Source organism: Streptomyces sp. NPDC029956 (assembly GCF_055574655.1).
In genome coordinates, this window is sequence record NZ_JBVHZJ010000036.1 from 24,841 (window position 1) to 37,334 (window position 12,494).

15 protein-coding genes are annotated in these 12,494 nt (G+C 71.8%); 6 read left to right on the forward strand and 9 right to left on the reverse strand.

Annotation, left to right across the window (positions count from 1 at the left end; translation table 11 throughout):
- Positions 1 to 21: 21 nt before the first annotated feature.
- Positions 22 to 999, reverse strand: coding sequence for a DUF3558 domain-containing protein (locus ACZ4XX_RS25955; protein WP_468510267.1), 978 nt, complete (start codon positions 997 to 999; stop codon positions 22 to 24).
- A gap of 174 nt (positions 1,000 to 1,173) precedes the next feature.
- On the opposite strand from ACZ4XX_RS25955, the gene ACZ4XX_RS25960 reads away from it, so the two are divergent.
- A complete protein-coding gene (locus tag ACZ4XX_RS25960; protein WP_468510321.1) occupies positions 1,174 to 2,367 on the forward strand; it encodes an RtcB family protein in 1,194 nt (397 codons plus the stop codon).
- A gap of 61 nt (positions 2,368 to 2,428) precedes the next feature.
- Here the strand turns inward: ACZ4XX_RS25960 and ACZ4XX_RS25965 are convergent, their stop codons facing one another.
- Together ACZ4XX_RS25965 and ACZ4XX_RS25970 are read right to left on the reverse strand one after the other, a co-directional pair.
- On the reverse strand, positions 2,429 to 3,289 hold the full coding sequence (locus tag ACZ4XX_RS25965) for an LAGLIDADG family homing endonuclease (protein ID WP_468510268.1): 861 nt from the start codon (positions 3,287 to 3,289) through the stop codon (positions 2,429 to 2,431).
- 153 nt (positions 3,290 to 3,442) lie between these two features.
- A complete protein-coding gene (locus ACZ4XX_RS25970) occupies positions 3,443 to 4,207 on the reverse strand; it encodes an SDR family NAD(P)-dependent oxidoreductase (RefSeq protein WP_468510269.1) in 765 nt (254 codons plus the stop codon).
- 166 nt (positions 4,208 to 4,373) lie between these two features.
- Here ACZ4XX_RS25970 and ACZ4XX_RS25975 point away from each other — a divergent pair, with 166 nt between their 5' ends.
- Positions 4,374 to 4,856, forward strand: coding sequence for a hypothetical protein (locus ACZ4XX_RS25975; RefSeq protein ID WP_468510270.1), 483 nt, complete (start codon positions 4,374 to 4,376; stop codon positions 4,854 to 4,856).
- A 48-nt stretch (positions 4,857 to 4,904) separates the two neighbouring features.
- On the opposite strand, the gene ACZ4XX_RS25980 is transcribed toward ACZ4XX_RS25975, so the two are convergent.
- Positions 4,905 to 6,359, reverse strand: coding sequence for an FAD-dependent monooxygenase (locus ACZ4XX_RS25980; RefSeq protein ID WP_468510271.1), 1,455 nt, complete (start codon positions 6,357 to 6,359; stop codon positions 4,905 to 4,907).
- Between the two features lie 116 nt (positions 6,360 to 6,475).
- Between ACZ4XX_RS25980 and ACZ4XX_RS25985 the strand changes: the two genes are divergently transcribed.
- Both ACZ4XX_RS25985 and ACZ4XX_RS25990 read left to right on the forward strand, forming a co-directional pair.
- Positions 6,476 to 7,036: a TetR/AcrR family transcriptional regulator gene (locus ACZ4XX_RS25985; protein WP_468510272.1), complete on the forward strand. Its 561-nt coding sequence runs from the start codon at positions 6,476 to 6,478 to the stop codon at positions 7,034 to 7,036.
- A gap of 64 nt (positions 7,037 to 7,100) precedes the next feature.
- The gene (locus ACZ4XX_RS25990) at positions 7,101 to 7,586 is read left to right on the forward strand and encodes a MarR family winged helix-turn-helix transcriptional regulator (protein WP_468510273.1); all 486 of its coding nucleotides are present in this window, start codon (positions 7,101 to 7,103) and stop codon (positions 7,584 to 7,586) included.
- A 43-nt stretch (positions 7,587 to 7,629) separates the two neighbouring features.
- Here the strand turns inward: ACZ4XX_RS25990 and ACZ4XX_RS25995 are convergent, their stop codons facing one another.
- Complete coding sequence (locus ACZ4XX_RS25995) at positions 7,630 to 8,370, reverse strand: Mut7-C RNAse domain-containing protein (protein WP_468510274.1); 741 nt, start codon at positions 8,368 to 8,370, stop codon at positions 7,630 to 7,632.
- 51 nt (positions 8,371 to 8,421) lie between these two features.
- Positions 8,422 to 9,273 (reverse strand): NAD(P)H-binding protein, encoded by an 852-nt coding sequence (locus ACZ4XX_RS26000; RefSeq protein ID WP_468510275.1) that lies wholly within the window; start codon positions 9,271 to 9,273, stop codon positions 8,422 to 8,424.
- 124 nt (positions 9,274 to 9,397) lie between these two features.
- Here ACZ4XX_RS26000 and ACZ4XX_RS26005 point away from each other — a divergent pair, with 124 nt between their 5' ends.
- Positions 9,398 to 9,847, forward strand: a complete 450-nt coding sequence (locus ACZ4XX_RS26005; protein WP_468510276.1) for a GNAT family N-acetyltransferase — start codon at positions 9,398 to 9,400, stop codon at positions 9,845 to 9,847.
- A 42-nt stretch (positions 9,848 to 9,889) separates the two neighbouring features.
- On the opposite strand, the gene ACZ4XX_RS26010 is transcribed toward ACZ4XX_RS26005, so the two are convergent.
- Positions 9,890 to 10,432 (reverse strand): GNAT family N-acetyltransferase, encoded by a 543-nt coding sequence (locus tag ACZ4XX_RS26010; protein WP_468510277.1) that lies wholly within the window; start codon positions 10,430 to 10,432, stop codon positions 9,890 to 9,892.
- Between the two features lie 14 nt (positions 10,433 to 10,446).
- Positions 10,447 to 11,397 (reverse strand): AraC family transcriptional regulator, encoded by a 951-nt coding sequence (locus ACZ4XX_RS26015; protein WP_468510278.1) that lies wholly within the window; start codon positions 11,395 to 11,397, stop codon positions 10,447 to 10,449.
- A gap of 82 nt (positions 11,398 to 11,479) precedes the next feature.
- Here ACZ4XX_RS26015 and ACZ4XX_RS26020 point away from each other — a divergent pair, with 82 nt between their 5' ends.
- A complete protein-coding gene (locus ACZ4XX_RS26020) occupies positions 11,480 to 12,082 on the forward strand; it encodes a TIGR03086 family metal-binding protein (RefSeq protein ID WP_468510279.1) in 603 nt (200 codons plus the stop codon).
- 13 nt (positions 12,083 to 12,095) lie between these two features.
- Here the strand turns inward: ACZ4XX_RS26020 and ACZ4XX_RS26025 are convergent, their stop codons facing one another.
- Complete coding sequence (locus tag ACZ4XX_RS26025) at positions 12,096 to 12,311, reverse strand: hypothetical protein (RefSeq protein ID WP_468510280.1); 216 nt, start codon at positions 12,309 to 12,311, stop codon at positions 12,096 to 12,098.
- Positions 12,312 to 12,494 lie beyond the last annotated feature (183 nt).

The following is a 12,494-nucleotide window of genomic DNA, read 5'->3' on the forward strand; positions in this document are numbered from 1 at the left end:
TCACGGAGCGGATGCGAGCGGCTACTCCTCCAGGCGCTCGGCGAGCAGCCGGGCCAGGTTCCGGGCCTTTTCCTGCAGTTCCATGCTGTCGGGGGCCTCGGCGGAGCCGGTCGTCTGCTCCCGGTAGGAGACGGTCACGATGACGTTGGATGTGCGGAACACCACGCTGACGGCACGCTGATGACCGTTAGCGCCGACCGTGCTCAGGGCGTCGTCGAGATACGCGACGTTCCCGAGACCGTCGAGCACGCGGGGTTCGAGGCCGGTCGGGGAAGGGCCCGAGGCGGTGGCTCCGGAGGAGGGCGGGGTGGTGCCGGCAGGCGGCTTGCCCGACGGGGCGTCGGCCGCGTCGCCGGCCTGGGTGGCACCCGCCGTCGTGGCGCCCGCGCTCGTGCCGTCCGGCGACGCCGCGCCCTGGGTCGTCCCCGGGGGCCGGTCCGTCGAGGGGGTGCCCGGGGGCGGCGCCGTGACCGACGGCGTCGTCGTCGCGGGCGGGGCGGTGGTCGGCGGCGCGGTCGGCGGCAGCGGAATGCCCGCCGCGAGCTGCTTGCGGACGTACACCTCCTGCGCCCGGTCGTCGTCGCTGACGGCGGTGTCGTACGAGACCACCCGCTCGATGTCGAGCGTCAGCCGGTGCGAGATGTCCGGGGTGTCGGCCTTCCACGTGCAGCCGACCCGCCGGTCGGTGTCGTACGTCACGGACGCGACGCCGCGGTACGCCTTGTCGCGCTCGGCGTCGGCGAGGGCGGCGGCGCCCGGGAGCAGGTCCTTGAGCGTCGCCTGGGGGACGGCACCGCAGGGCTCGAAGAGCGTGCGGTAGCGGCCCGGCGGTGCGGCGGGCACGGCGGGGCCGGCCTTGGCGTCGACGGCGATGTCGTCGGCCGGGGTGCCGGACGAGCAGCCGGTGAGGCCGATTCCGAGGCCGAGGCCGAGTGTGAGGACGACGGCGGTGCGTGCCGTGGACCCGGTGCGGCCGGGGGTGTACCTCTTTCGCTGCACGCTCCCAGGCTCCCTTCTCCCGAGGTCTTTCCCGAAAACTGTTTGCCGCGCGAACCCGGCCGATGGACACAATGTCTATCGCACACGCAGCTGTTGATGCCGGTCCGCTGTCACCTGTACGGGCTTTGGCGCCGGTTTTTGCGTTATCAGACTTTTCGGGGGAATCGAGGGAGTATGTCGTACGTAGAGGTGCCCGGGGCGAAAGTGCCCATTCGGATGTGGGCCGACCCCGCCACGGTGGAGGGCGGTGCCATGCAGCAGCTGCAGAACGTGGCGACGCTGCCGTGGATCAAGGGCCTCGCCGTGATGCCGGACGTGCATTACGGCAAGGGTGCGACGGTCGGTTCGGTGATCGCGATGCAGGGCGCGGTCTGCCCCGCGGCGGTCGGTGTGGACATCGGCTGCGGCATGTCGGCGGTCAAGTCCTCGCTGACGGCGAACGACCTGCCGGGTGACCTGTCGAGGCTCCGCTCGAAGATCGAGCAGGCGATTCCGGTGGGCCGGGGTCTGCACCGGTCGGAGGTGGACCCGGGGCGGCTCTACCAGTTCCCGACGTCGGGCTGGGACGACTTCTGGTCGCGGTTCGACGGGGTGGCCGACGCCGTCAAGTTCCGTCGCGAGCGGGCTGCTCTGCAGATGGGGACGCTCGGCGGAGGGAATCATTATGCAGAAGTATGCATAGATATGCAGGGCGGGGTGTGGCTCGTTCTTCACTCCGGATCGCGCAACATCGGCAAGGAGCTTGCCGAGTACCACATCGGCGAGGCGCAGAAGCTGCCGCACAATCAGGGCTTGGTGGACAGGGACCTCGCGGTATTCGTCGCTGACACCCCACAGATGGCGGCCTATCGGAACGACCTCCACTGGGCTCAGGAGTACGCGAAGTACAACCGGGCCGTCATGATGGCGCTCTTTCAAGAGGTCCTTCGTCGGGAGTTCCGCAAGGCGAAGGTGACCTTCGACCAGGTGATCTCCTGCCATCACAACTACGTGGCGGAGGAGCGATACGAGGGCATGGACCTGCTGGTCACGCGGAAGGGTGCGATCCGGGCCGGCTCCGGGGAACTCGGAATCATCCCGGGTTCCATGGGCACCAGCTCGTTCATCGTGAAGGGGCTCGGCAACGAGGCGGCCTTCAACTCGGCGTCGCACGGTGCCGGCCGGCGGATGAGCCGGAGTGAGGCGAAGCGGCGCTTCTCGACGCGCGACCTGGAGGAGCAGACTCGGGGCGTGGAGTGCCGTAAGGACTCCGGCGTCGTGGATGAGATCCCGGGCGCGTACAAGTCGATCGAGCGGGTGATGGAGCAGCAGCGGGACCTGGTCGAGGTGGTCGCGCAGCTGAAGCAGGTCGTCTGTGTGAAGGGCTGAGAGCGCAACCGGAACGGGGTGCCGCAACTGCGGCACCCCGTCTGTGCTCCCCTGTGCTCGGCTACTGGGCAGGCGTCGAGGTCCGACCGGTACGCAGCCGCCACAGGCGCATCGAGCAGCTCTGCTCGGTACGGTCGAGTGCGATGGCTGCGGCGGCGGGGTCGTTGAGCCGCAGCAGTTCGCGGTCGTCGGTCTCGGTCCAGCGCCGACGAGGGGGTGCGAACCTCATGTCTGCTGGGCGCACCCACGTCTGGATCGATGCCGCGTTGGCTTTCTTGTGGTCCAAGGCGAGGCAGCCGGGGTAGTAGAGGTGCTCGGCGAGCCGCTGGGCCTGCTCCTTGTAGTACGTGATGACGTAGACCTGGTCACGGGCATTGCGCCGGGCGATGCGCTCGGCGCCCGTGACCTTCTTCGCGTAGTGGCACAGGTACACGGCCAGGGCCGTGCTGGCTGATGTGAAGGAGAGGAAGGGGATGCCCTCGGCGGTCCAGCCGAGCGATCCGTCGGCATCGATGACGCCGCGGAGATAGTCCGGCCGGGAGAATTCGAAGCGGGGTGGCCGGATGACTCGCGACTTCTTGCCGTAGGGGATTCCGAGGTCGTTGATGATGGTCCTGGCCTCGAGTGCGCACAGGGTCCATGTGGCCGAGTGGGCCTGCTCGGCGAAGTTGGTGGTGCGTACCCGCTCCCTCACGGAGCTGTAGTACGGGGTCAAGCGCTGGAACTCGCGGAGGATCTGGATGTCCCGCACGTTGATCTCGGCGGTCAGCTTGCCTTTCTGGCCGGTCCCGCGAGCCAGGTGCCCGTCGGCCTGCAGGAAGCCGAACATGTAGGCGTACTCGGGGTCCTGGAGGTCCATGAACCTCGGCGTGAGGGCGCTCAAGTCGAAGAGAGCCTGCGCGGTAGGGTCCTGTTCAGCCATGGGAAGTCGTCTCTTCCTTCTGGTGAGGCCCTCGGTCGGGACTGCAATCCCGGCCGAGGGCCGTTCTGTATGGAGTTGTCTTCGACGCTAGAGCGGGAGTGCGGGCGTCGTGCGGGTGATCCAGGTGGTTCACCCGCACGTGTCGCCGTGTTGTCAGAGCTCGCGGTGGACCTTGGTGTTGGAGGCCTGGGCGCGGGGGCGGACGACCAGGAGGTCGATGTTGACGTGCGGGGGGCGGGTGCAGGCCCAGGTGATGGTGTCGGCCACGTCGTCCGCGGTGAGGGGTTCGGCCACGCCGGCGTAGACCTTGGCGGCCTTCTCGGTGTCGCCGCGGAAGCGGGTGGTGGCGAACTCGTCCGTCTTGACCATGCCGGGGGCGATCTCGATGACGCGGACCGGGGTGCCGACGATCTCCAGGCGGAGGGTCTCGGCGAGGACGCGGGCGCCGTTCTTCGCGACGACGTAGCCGGCGCCGCCCTCGTAGGTGGAGTGGCCGGCGGTCGAGGAGAGGACGACGACGGTGCCGTCGCCGCTCGCGGTGAGGGCCGGGAGCAGGGCCTGGGTCATGTTCAGGGTGCCGATGACGTTGACCTCGTACATCTGGCGCCAGTCGGCCGGGTCGCCGGTGGCGACGGGGTCGGCGCCGAGGGCGCCGCCGGCGTTGTTGATCAGGACGGCGAGGGTCTGGAAGGCCGTGGCGAACTCGTCGACGGCGGCGCGGTCGGTGACGTCGAGGGCGTAGGCGGCGGCCTGGTGGCCGGCCTCGTTGATCTCGGCGGCCAGTTCTTCGATGCGGTCCTTGCGCCGGGCGGTGAGGACCACGCGGTAGCCGGCGGCGGCGAGCTGCCTGGCCGTGGCGGCGCCGATTCCGCTGCTCGCTCCGGTGATGACGGCGATGGGGGTACCGGGGGCAGTCATGACGTCGTGCTCCTCGCGCAGATGGTCGATTACGTCGATCGCCCGGCCAGGATAGGCGGCGCCGATCTCGGAGGGCGCGGTGCGTGTGGGGGGTGGCCTGTGCGGGAGGGACACGCTGACTGATGAGTTGTCAGAGGATCGGATGATCTGTGGTTATTTTGGCCTTATGTATGGATTGCGAAAGGGTGTGCTCGGGGTCGCTCTCGCGGCCGCGGTGGTGATGGGTGCGGGCGCGAGTGCCGGTGCCGTGGGGCCGGTGGTGGGGCCCGAGGCGGATCTGTCCCATCACGGTCATGTCTCTCTCTGGGACGGGAGGGTCGGGGTCTGGCTGGTCAGTGAGAACTTCGGTCCCACGGATCTCTCCCAGGCGACGGTCCGGCTCGCGTTCTCCGTGCCGATGGCGGGTGGCCAGGAGCTGCCGGAGGCCTGTCTGTGGAGCAGTGACCGGGTGGTCTCGTGCCGCACGGGTGAGCTGCCGGCCGCGGGGGGTGCCGGTGAGCTGGCGCTCGACCTGCGGACGGCGGGTCTTCCGGACGAGCTGACGGTGGAGGTCACCACCGCCTGGCGGGACGGGGTGGCCGACCGGAATCCGCGGAACGATCAGCATCGGGTTCTTGTGTTCGCCACCGGTGATCCTTACGTCTTCTGAGGGGCTGTCGGCGTCGTCCGGTGCTGTCCGTGTGGGGGGCGGTCGGGTTCAGTTGCTGGTCCAGTGGATGTAGCCGTCGGGGCGGACCAGTACCGCGGTCGTTCGCGTCGGGTCCGTCCAGGTGGCTCGTACGAGGTGCTCGGGGGAGACCGGCGCGGTCGGGGGCAGGGCGGCCGGGACGCCGTCCCGCGGGGTGATCAGTAGGAACTCGCCCGCTCGCAGCAGTTCGTAGAGACGGCCTTCGCGCAGCCGCGCATCCGGTGCGCGGCGGCCCGCGGGGCGTTTGGAGCCCGCCGGGGGCGCGTACGCGATACCGAGTCCGCTGATCATGCCCATGGCGCGGGCGGAGGCGGGCCGTAGTGCGCTCAGGAGTCGGGCGGCGAGGGAGCGGGCGGCGCGGGTGGGCGGGGTGTGGGCCATCGCGAGGCGCACGAGTGCGCCGCTGGTGCGGAGCACGGCGGCGCCGACGGGGTGGCGCTCGGACTGGTAGCTGTCGAGGAGGGTTTCGGGGGCGGGTGCGTCGCCGCGCAGGACGGCGGTGAGTTTCCAGGAGAGGTTGGCGGCGTCCTGGAGGCCGGTGTTCATGCCCTGGCCGCCGGCGGGGGAGTGGACGTGGGCGGCGTCGCCGGCGAGGAAGACCCGGCCCACGCGGTAGGAGGGGACCTGGCGCTCGTCGCTGTGGAAGCGGGAGATCCAGCGGGGGTCGTGCATGCCGAGGTCGGTGCCGAGTGCGCGGCGGGTGATCTCGCGGACCTCGTCCAGGTCGACGGGTTCGGTGTCGGGTACCTGGCGGGTGCGGCTCCAGCCCATCACCCGGTACCAGCCGTCGCCGAAGGGGGCGAGGAAGGCGAAGGTGTCGCCGGAGCCGTTGACGCTGAACGCGTCGGCGGGCTCCTCCGTGAGGCGGACGTCGGCGAGGACCAGGGACCGGATCACGGATCCGCCGGGGAAGGGCAGGCCCAGGGCGGTGCGGACGGCGCTGCGGACGCCGTCCGTGCCGACCAGGTGGCGGGCGGTGAGGGTGAGGGGGGTTCCGTCGGGGTCGGTGAGGTCCGCTGTCACCGTGTCGGTGTCCTGGCGCAGGCCGCGCAGCTCCGTGCCGTACCGGAAGGTGACCCCGGCGGCCACGGCCCGGCGTTCGAGGAGGCGCTCGACCTCGTACTGCGGGGTGACGAGCAGGTGGTTGAAGCGGCTGGGCAGTCGGGTGAGGTCGAGGTCGAGCCGGCCGAAGAGCCGTGCGGTGGCGAGGGTCGTGCCGGTGGCGACGAGCTCGTCCGCGAGTCCGCGGGCGTCGAGCTGCTCCAGGGTGCGGGCGTGGACGCCGAAGGCGCGGGTCATGTTGGCGAGGCCGTGCGGGCGGCGCTCGACGAGGGTGACGTCGACGCCGGCGGTGGCGAGGTCGCCGGCGAGGAGCAGGCCGGTGGGGCCGGCGCCGATGACGAGGACCTGGGTGTCGGTCGGGTCGGTGGTCTTGGCGCTCTTCGGTGTCTCCGCGGTGCTCATGGCGTGCCTCCAGGGTGCCCACGACCGTTTGCCAACGACTGTTGGTCAACGCTTGTTGGCAACTGTAGGGGCGACTTCGATGAGGTGTCAACGCCTGTTGGCCTACACTTGTTGGTATGACGACCGCCCGCCGTTCCGACGCCACCAGAGCCGCCATCCTGGAGGCCGCCCGCGAGCGCTTCGCCTCCGACGGATACGACCGCGCCACCATCCGGGCCATCGCCCGGGACGCCGGGATCGATCCGTCGATGGTCATGCGCTACTACGGCAACAAGGAGGGCCTGTTCGCCGCCGCCTCGGAGATCGACCTGAACCTCCCCGAGCTGGGCGGCCTGCCCGCGCGGCACATCGGGGCCGTTCTGGTGACCCACTTCCTGGAGCGCTGGGAGCGGGACGACGTCCTCACCGGGCTCCTGCGGGTGGGGGTCACCAACGAGGCCGGGGCGGAGCGGATGCGGGCGATCTTCGCCCAGCAGCTCGGGCCCGTCACCCGGGGCGTCTGCCCCGACCCGGCGGAGGCGCCGCAGCGGGCGGCGCTCGTCGCTTCCCAGATCCTCGGCATGGCGCTCACCCGCTATGTGCTGCGGCTGGCGCCGGTCGTCGAGATGACGCCCGAGGAGATCGTGGCCTGGCTGGGCCCGACCGTGCAGCGCTATCTGACCGCCGAGGCGCCCTGAGGGGGGCGGCGGTGCGCGCGGGTCCGACCGGTGCGGGCCGGTGTCCGGTTCGTACAATCTCTGCATGACGCAGAAGAGTTCAGGCCGGCGCGCGACGCTGATGACCGAGCTGTACGGGGAGGCCCGCCGCTACATGGCGGCGTACGCCCTGTTCAACCAGGCCGTCGCCGACCATCTGGGGCTCCACCCGACCGATGTGCAGTGCCTGAACCTGCTCAGCGTGGAGGAGGGCCCGGTGACCACCGGGCGGGTCGCCGAGCTGACCGGGCTCACCACCGGCTCCGCGACCCGGCTCGTCGACCGCCTCGAACGGTCCGGCTACGTCACGCGCGAACGGGACACCGAGGACCGGCGCCGGGTGCTGGTGGCCCTCGTGCCCGAGCGCATCGCGGAACTCGGCGACCTGTGGCGCAAGCTCAACAGCACCTGGGGCACGATGTTCGACGTCTACAGCGACGCCGAGCTCGCCCTGCTCATCGCCCATATGCGGCGTACCGTCGAGATCAGTGCCACGCAGATCGAGCGCCTGCGCGGCGGCGACCTGGGCTGACCGGGGCGGGGTCGCGATCCGGACCGGCCGGGCGGGGCGGGCCTCAGCCGGCCGTCGCGCCGCCGAACTCGCGCACGGCGTCGGAGACGATCGCCTCGAGGCGGGCGTGGTGGGCGCCGCGCCAGTAGACCCGGCCGCACTCCACGCACTCGGCGAACACGTCGTACGACTTCTCCGTGCCCTGCTCCAGGCGCTCGCGCACCGTGTCCTTGTCGGCGTCGCTCAGCCGCCCGTTGCACGCCGTGCATCGCGTCCAGGGGATGAGCGGCGGCGCGAAGCGCTCCAGGACGTCGCGCAGCTGGTCGTCCGGGCGGTCGCTGTAGATGTAGGCCCCCGCCCACAGTTCGCGGCGGCGGAGCAGGCCGCGGTCGCGCGAGAGCATGACGCGCCGCTCGCGCGCGGACAGCGCGGCCAGGGCGGGGTCACCGATGTCCTCGCTCTCGTAGGCCGCGTCCACGCCGAGCAGCCGCAGCCGCCGGGCCAGCGTGCCGAGGTGCACGTCGAGCAGGAACCGGAGGGGCGCGCCGGGGCGCACCGGCTGCGGGCGGGCGACGCCCTCCACCTCGACGGTCTCGCCCGCCGCGGGGACGTACGAGACGTCGACGGGTCGTCCGTCGACCAGCAGCCGGCCGGCCTCGGTGAGCGGCACGCCGAGGGACTCCACGACGTGGCCGAGCGAGGAGGCGCCGTCGGTGGTCACGGGCGTGCGGCCCGAGCGGCGGTCGGCCGCGACGAAGAGCCCCAGGTCGGGGGCGAAGCTGATGTGGATCTCCGGTCCGTTCACGGGGACAGGATCGCACCGGGGCGGGGCGGGCGGCCAGGGAATTCGGCGCCGTCAGGGGCGGAAGTCCGCCTCGTGGTCGGCGGCCCAGGTGGCGAACGTGCGGGCCGGGTGGCCGGTCAGTTCCTCGACCGTGCGGGTCGGTGGTGTCGGGCGGCCGTCGTGCGTGGCCCAGTGGGAGAGCAGGGCGTCGGCGAAGAGCTCCGGCATGAAGCCGGTGACCGACTCCTTCCACTCCTCGGGGGTCACGACGGTGTGGGGTGCGGGCCGGCCGGTCACCTCGGCGAGTATCGCCAGCTGCTCGACGAAGGTGAGCGACTCGGGGCCCGTCAGGAGGTACGAGGAGCCGCGCAGCCGGGGTTCGGTGAGGACGGCGAAGGCCGCCTCGGCGACATCGCGCTCATGGATCGGGTCGCCGTACGAGTCCGGGTGCGGCAGGGCGGGTCCCCGCCCGTCCCGGAGGGCCCGGGCCCACTGCAGGGCGTTGGTGGCGAAGGCGCCCGGCTGGAGGTGGGTGGCCTCGAAGGCACCGGCGTCCGCGGCGGCCGAGAGGGCACGCTCGGCGGCGAGGTGGGAGGCGGCGATCGGGTTCTCGGCGGCCTCCGGGGCGAGGACGGAGCTGGAGGAGAGCAGGACGACGTGCTCGACGCCGGCGGTGCGGGCCCGGTCGGCGAAGGCCTCGGCGTGCGTGGCCTCGGCGTAGAGGAAGACGGAGTCGACGCCGGTCAGGGCGGTGTCGAAGGTGGCCGGGTCGGTGAGATCGCAGCGAACGGTGTCGACTCCGGGCGGTGGTGAGAGGTCCGTGGGGTTCTTGGAGGCGGCTTTCGCCTTGATGCCGGCGGAGTCGAGGAGGCCGAGCAGGGTGGAGGCGACGCGGCCGCGGCTGCCGGTGACGAGAACGGTCATGAGGGGTTCCTTCCAGGGCGAGGCGAGATTTCCTTCGTGGCGCATCATCTGCGTCACGCAGATAAATATCCAGGGTCGTGCCGTGCGCGTCAACCCGTGAAAGACCCTGAGGTACCGTCCCGGCATGAAGATCATCGACCTTGAGCCCGGCGATCCCCGGCTGGAGAACGACCTCCTGCCCGTCCTCTCCGAACTCCGCCCCCACCTCACCCCGGAGCTCTTCCGCGAGGTGTACGAGACCGGGCACGCCCAGGGACTGCGCTTCAGCGCCGCCTACACCGCCGAGGGCCGCTGCGTCGGCGCGGCCGGCTGGCGGATCGTCATCAACACCAGCTCCCTGCGCAAGCTCTACGTCGACGACCTCGTGACCACCGCCGCCACCCGCTCCACCGGGGTCGGCCACGCGCTCATCGCCCACCTGGACGGCCACGCCCGCGCGGCCGGCTGCCACGAGCTCAACCTGGACTCCGGCACCCACCGCACCGGAGCCCACCGCTTCTACCTGCGTGAGCGCTTCGACATCGTGGCCTTCCACTTCACCCGGCCGCTCACCCCTGCGCAAGACGCCTCCTGAGCGCCCCTGAGACGCCTCCCGGGCCGGCGCCTCCGAGCGTCCCTAAGGCGCCTCTCGGACCTGCTCCTCCAGGTCGAGGCGCCAGTCGTTGCAGCGCATCGCGTGCCCCGGCGGGTACTCGAAGTCCCGCTCGCCCAGCAGCTCGAACCCCGCCTTGCGGCACACCGCGTTCGACGCGGCGTTCTCCGTCGACGGGAACGCGTGGAGGAAGCGATGGAGGCCCGCCGCCCGGGCCTCCACGACCACCGCGCGCGTGGCGGCGCTCGCCACGCCCCGGCCCTGGAAGCCCGGCAGCACGGCCCACCCCGTCTCGTACACCGGCTCTCCGTCGCCGGTCCGCACCCAGAAGCCGATGCTGCCGACCGCGGCCTCCTCGGGCGCCAGCACGATCCGGTACATGCGCCCCGAACCCGGCTCGTCGGCGCTCAGCTCCACGTACCGCCGGTGGCGCCGGACGAGCTGCTCCTCCGTCTCAGGGCCGCCGAGGTGATCCATCAACTCCGGTGCGTTCAGGGCGCGCAGCAGGCCCGCGTCGGCCTCGGACCAGGGCTCGAGCCGTACGGGCGAGGTGGTGTCGGTGTCCATCTCCGTACGGTAGGTCAAGGCGCTGACACCCCCCGGGCGTACGCCGTCGGCGACACCCCGATCGTCGCAGTGAACTCGCGTACGAGATGGGCCTGGTCGCTGTAGCCCAGCTCCACCGCCAGGGCCGCCCAGTCAGGGCCGCCCGCTGCGCCCGCGGCCTCGGCGCGCTCCAGGGCCTCGTGGATGCGGTAGCGCAGGATCACCCACTTCGGGCCGACGCCGACGTGGCTCGCGAAGAGGCGCTGGAGCGAGCGCGCGGACAGGCCTGTCGCCGTGACCAGCTGGGCCACCTTGCGGACCGTGCGGTCCCCTCGGATCAGGTCCACCAGCTCCATGGCCCGGTCGGCGGCAGGATCGGGCGCGGGGCCGTGGGCGAGCAGGAAGGCGTCGAGCGCCGCCACGCGCGCGTGGTCGGCGTCGGGGGAGAGGACGGCGGACAGGAGGCCTGCGTCCGTGCCCGCGTGCCCCGCCTCCGCGTCCGTGCCCGCGTGCCCCGCCTCCGCCCCGATACCCGCCTCCGCGCCCCTCCCGATACCCGCCGCCGTGCCCGTGTCGGGGAAGACCTCGGACAGGGGGACCCGGCGGCCGGTCCAGGCCGACACCGGCCACGCGGGCGCGAAGGGACGGAAGCCGCCGGGGCGGAACTGGATCCCGCAGACCCGGCCCGCCTCCGTCAGCTTCTGGGTGAACAGGCCGAGCCCGATCCCGGAGACCTCGGCGGACGCGCGCGCGTCCGCCGCCGGGGCGCCGAGTGCCCCGTACCGCTGGAAGACGATGTTCATCGACGGGTGCGGGACGACATGGGTCGCGTACGGCTCCGGCAGCTCCCAGTCGATCAGCCAGTAGTGCTCCAGGTAGGGCCGCAGCTCCGGCGCCGGGGTGTGGCGGCGGAAGCGGACGCGGGAGAGCAGTTCGGCGGGGTCGACGATGCCGCGGGTGTCCTCGCGGGGAGCGGAGTCGGACATGCTCCGATGCTAGGTCGGGACGTCTCCGGCCTGGCGTGTTTCTTCAAGACGGGCGTGGGCAGCCTCTTCTAACGTCGCCCCCATGACGAACGAGGACCTGCTCCGCACCGGTGGCCCGGCTCCCATGGGTGATCTGCTCCGTAGCGCCGCCGCTCAGGCCACGCCCCTGGTCCGCGGCATCGACGACGCCTCGCTCGGGGCGCCCACGCCCTGCGCCGAGTACGACGTGCGCGCCCTGCTGAACCATCTTCTCGGCGTCGTCGTGCACTTCCAGGCACTCGCCGCCAAGCAGCCCGCCGAACTCTCCGCCACCACGGATCGGCTCGCCGACGCCGACTGGCGGGACCGCTTCGAGGCCGAGACCGGGAAGCTAGTCGAGGCCTGGTCGGCGCCCGGCGCCGAGGAGGGCACCACCGGGGGCATGGCCCTGCCGGCGCGGACCGTCGGGTCCATGGTGCTGCTCGACCTCACCGTGCACGCCTGGGACCTGGCCCGCGCCACCGGGCGGAGCTTCACACCCGACCCGGGCGTGGTCGACGGTCTCGTCGAGGAGGTGGAGCGGATGGCGCCCATGGCCCGGAAGGCGGGCGTCTTCGGGGACGCCGTCGACCTGCCCGGCGACGCCACCGCCTTCGAACGGCTGCTGGCGACGACGGGCCGCGATCCCCGCGGATGGGAAGCCTGAGGCCCGGAAGCCCTCAGCGCAGGCGGCCCGCCGAGCCCGGGGAGAGCCGCGAGACGACCTGGCCGAAGGCATGCTCCTCCGCGGGCGTCAGCGGTATCGACTCCTGCGGGTGCCAGACCCGCTCCAGCGGGGTGCGCGCCCGGTCGCGGCGGTCGCGGGCCCGGGCGCGCAGGCCGACCGACAGCCACACCACCGTCGAGACGGCGAGCAGGCCGAAAAGCGTGATCACACGGGGATCGGAGAACTGGCCGGGCAAGGACATGACTCACTCCAGGGCGGGAGGGCCGCCCGTCGTCGCACGCCCCGGCAGGTGGCGCGCGGGCACGGGGACCCGACGATTCCTACTGCTTCCTCCCGACCTGTTCAGTTAACACCACCCTGGGGGGCTTTCGGCAGGGGGGTACGGGACCTT